Raw genomic sequence first — 2685 nt, 5'->3', positions numbered from 1 at the left:
AGCGGGCCTTCGAACTCCTCGACGTATCCCACCGCCACGGTCTGGCGTAGTCAGTAGCCCACACCCACCAGATCACAAAACCCCACGTCAACACCCCAACCCGTCAACACAGCAGGGGGAACTTCGGCTTAGTAGCGAGTCGGGTATGGGCAGCACTCGGCCGGCCGAGGCCGTCTTGGGATCGTCTTGATCAAAGGCGCGGCCTCCCACGTCGACGCGAGTCTTACCGATCCGCACCGTCCGCTGGCCGAAATCGACGTCATCCCAACGCAAGCCCGCGATCTCACCGCGCCGCAGGCCGGCAAGAGCGAGATGCCACGCATGCCGATTGCGATCATTGGCGATGGCGCCCAGGACGATTCGCACCTGATCGTCGGTAAACGTCTTGAAAATCCTGGCCTTGCCCGGCACACGATCGACCAGTCCGGCAACATTTCTCGCCAAGCGTCCCTCGGCGACCAGCTGCGCGAGGACCTGCGACACAGCACCGAGCATGTAATTGCACGACCGGGCGCTCCACGCCTTGCGCGCTCGGCCGCCAGGCCGCTCCAAGCTGCCGGCACGCAGCTTCACGATCAGATCGTCGATGTGTCGGCGGGTCAGGTCCTGGACGGCCAGGTCGCCCAGCTCGCCGCGTACCGGCTGCGGGACGTATCCATAGCCCGCGGCCGTAGTGGGTCGAATCTTGTGGCGAGATTGCAACCAGTCAGCACACGCCTGCTCCACCGTGAGCGTTGACGGCTGCACGTAAGAGCCCGCATTTACCTGGCCCTGTATCTCGGCAAGCGCCGCCCGGGCCTCCTTCTCGGTCCGATACCGTCGCCGCAGCTGCTTACGCTTGCCATCGACCATGCCCGTGTCCACAGTCAGCTGATAACGGACGGCAGGCCTGCTCCCGGCGCGGCGAGCAAGCTCAACGCGTCGGATCTGGGGCGGCAGCTGCTGGCGCTCACCCATCGTCGTGAAGCGTTACGACGCAGCTTCCGTATGCGCTGCGATGAAGCGGTGAATCTCCGCCGAGGTAACCCGGCGAGAAGCACCGATCTGGACCCATGCCAACTCGCCAGCATCGAAGAGCCTGTAGATCGACGAGCGTGAGATGCGAAGGGCCGCGGCTGCTTCGGAAACTTTGAGAAGCAAGCTGCCGTTGATCGGTCTGCCGGTGAAGGCGCTATGCTCGGTTGGGCTTGGGGAGTGTATTTGGGCCATGGGGTCCCCTCCTGGTGAGTGCTATTCCACCACTGTAATTGGCCCGGGGGTACTTCCTGCACAATCTTCGGGACCACCGGTAGCCCATAACGCTTTACGTTAATAACGCCTCGCGTTATCATTGATGAGTGATCCGCTCGTTCCGGGACAAAGACACCGAGGCGATCTGGCAGCGCCGCTACGTTAAGAAACTCAGCCCGGAACTCAGCAGGCTCGCATACAACAAGCTTGTTCTCATCAACGCCGCCGAGAGCATCAACGACCTGCGGGTGCCGCCGGGCAACCGACTCGAGAAATTGGCCGGCAGCCGCGCCGGCCAATACAGCATCCGCGTCAACGACCAGTGGCGCATCTGCTTCACCTGGAGTGCCAGCGGCGCCGGCAACGTCGAACTGGTCGACTACCACTAGAAAAGAGAAACCGATGACAGACTTCGCACCCACCCACCCTGGCGAGATCCTAAAGACCGAATTCCTCGACCCACTGGGCATCTCGCAGTACCGGATCGCCAAAACGATCGACGTGCCGCCCCGCCGTATCAACGAGATCGTGCACGGCAAGCGCGGCATCAGCGCCGATACCGCTCTGCGGCTCTCGCGTGCACTGGGACTAAGCGACATGTTCTGGATCAACATGCAGGCCCACTACGACGCGGAAGTCGCCCGCGAACACATCGGACCAGAACTAGCCGGGATCGAACGCATCGCCTGAGTCCCCGTGTGAGATCGGCCGCGACGCTGCTGCGGCCGATCTCACCGCCCGGCGTCTTTCCGTGTCCACCACCCAAACCCCTTAATTTCTAATCATTCTCACAATATCTATCTCCAATCGTCCCACCCCATTCCTCCCCGTATCATCTAAACCCGCAGCCCCACAAGGCGTCTCACTAATGGTTGCCCGAACGCCCCTGCCTAGGATTCCTGCACGGCACCGCGGCACCAAATGCGCCGCCGCGCACCACTTTCGGATGATCCTGGCCAACGATGACCGCGTCCGCACCATGCACACCGTCGCCGCACGCACCGACCGCAAGCTCTTGCCCGCCGCCGTGGCGGCCTCACTGGACCGCAACGACCAACGTTGCGCTGCCCGCGCGCAGGCTTGGCGCCAGCACGAGGCCCAAACCCACGCCCGCGAAACCGCATTCGAACGCATCACCGCTACCAGCCACCAGCGTCGTGAGCGCGAGCGCAACCGCCGTGCTCACCGTGGATACGGTCTCGAACTTTAATTGTCTACCCGAGCATTTCATCACCCGACCAGCAACCCTGAACGTCGTGGCCACGGATACCCCCGCCAAACCTCAGGACTACGCGGGCTTGCGGGCCGAATTATCCGCGCTGGCCGATGGGACCGGCTCGTCGCCGTCTGCCCGGGCCGCGCCCGCGGCGAGGTGCTTCAGCAGCTCGGCCTGGATCAGCCGGCGCCCGGGCGCGAGCCGGTGCGAGAGCCCGTTCAGCAGGATCAGCGTGCGCC

5 protein-coding genes are annotated in these 2685 nt (G+C 63.5%); 3 read left to right on the top strand and 2 right to left on the bottom strand.

Annotated features, from left to right (window positions below; genetic code table 11):
• Positions 1-87: 87 nt before the first annotated feature.
• Together ACLP4W_RS30910 and ACLP4W_RS30905 are read right to left on the bottom strand one after the other, a co-directional pair.
• Complete coding sequence (locus ACLP4W_RS30910) at positions 88-957, bottom strand: Arm DNA-binding domain-containing protein (RefSeq protein WP_442391507.1); 870 nt, start codon at positions 955-957, stop codon at positions 88-90.
• Between the two features lie 12 nt (positions 958-969).
• Positions 970-1209 carry a helix-turn-helix domain-containing protein gene (locus ACLP4W_RS30905; protein WP_442391506.1) on the bottom strand — a complete coding sequence of 80 codons (240 nt, stop codon included), beginning with the start codon at positions 1207-1209 and terminating at the stop codon, positions 970-972.
• Between the two features lie 128 nt (positions 1210-1337).
• On the opposite strand from ACLP4W_RS30905, the gene ACLP4W_RS30900 reads away from it, so the two are divergent.
• From ACLP4W_RS30900 to ACLP4W_RS30890, 3 genes are all read left to right on the top strand, one after another.
• The gene (locus tag ACLP4W_RS30900; protein ID WP_442391504.1) at positions 1338-1619 is read left to right on the top strand and encodes a type II toxin-antitoxin system RelE/ParE family toxin; all 282 of its coding nucleotides are present in this window, start codon (positions 1338-1340) and stop codon (positions 1617-1619) included.
• 13 nt (positions 1620-1632) lie between these two features.
• Positions 1633-1920, top strand: coding sequence for a HigA family addiction module antitoxin (locus tag ACLP4W_RS30895; RefSeq protein ID WP_442391502.1), 288 nt, complete (start codon positions 1633-1635; stop codon positions 1918-1920).
• A 256-nt stretch (positions 1921-2176) separates the two neighbouring features.
• A complete protein-coding gene (locus tag ACLP4W_RS30890) occupies positions 2177-2440 on the top strand; it encodes a hypothetical protein (RefSeq protein ID WP_442391500.1) in 264 nt (87 codons plus the stop codon).
• Positions 2441-2685: the final 245 nt, after the last annotated feature.

The sequence above is a fragment of the Mycobacterium sp. genome (assembly GCF_052145595.1).
Lineage (GTDB): Bacteria > Actinomycetota > Actinomycetes > Mycobacteriales > Mycobacteriaceae > Mycobacterium.
This window is presented reverse-complemented; position numbering and strand designations above follow the sequence as displayed.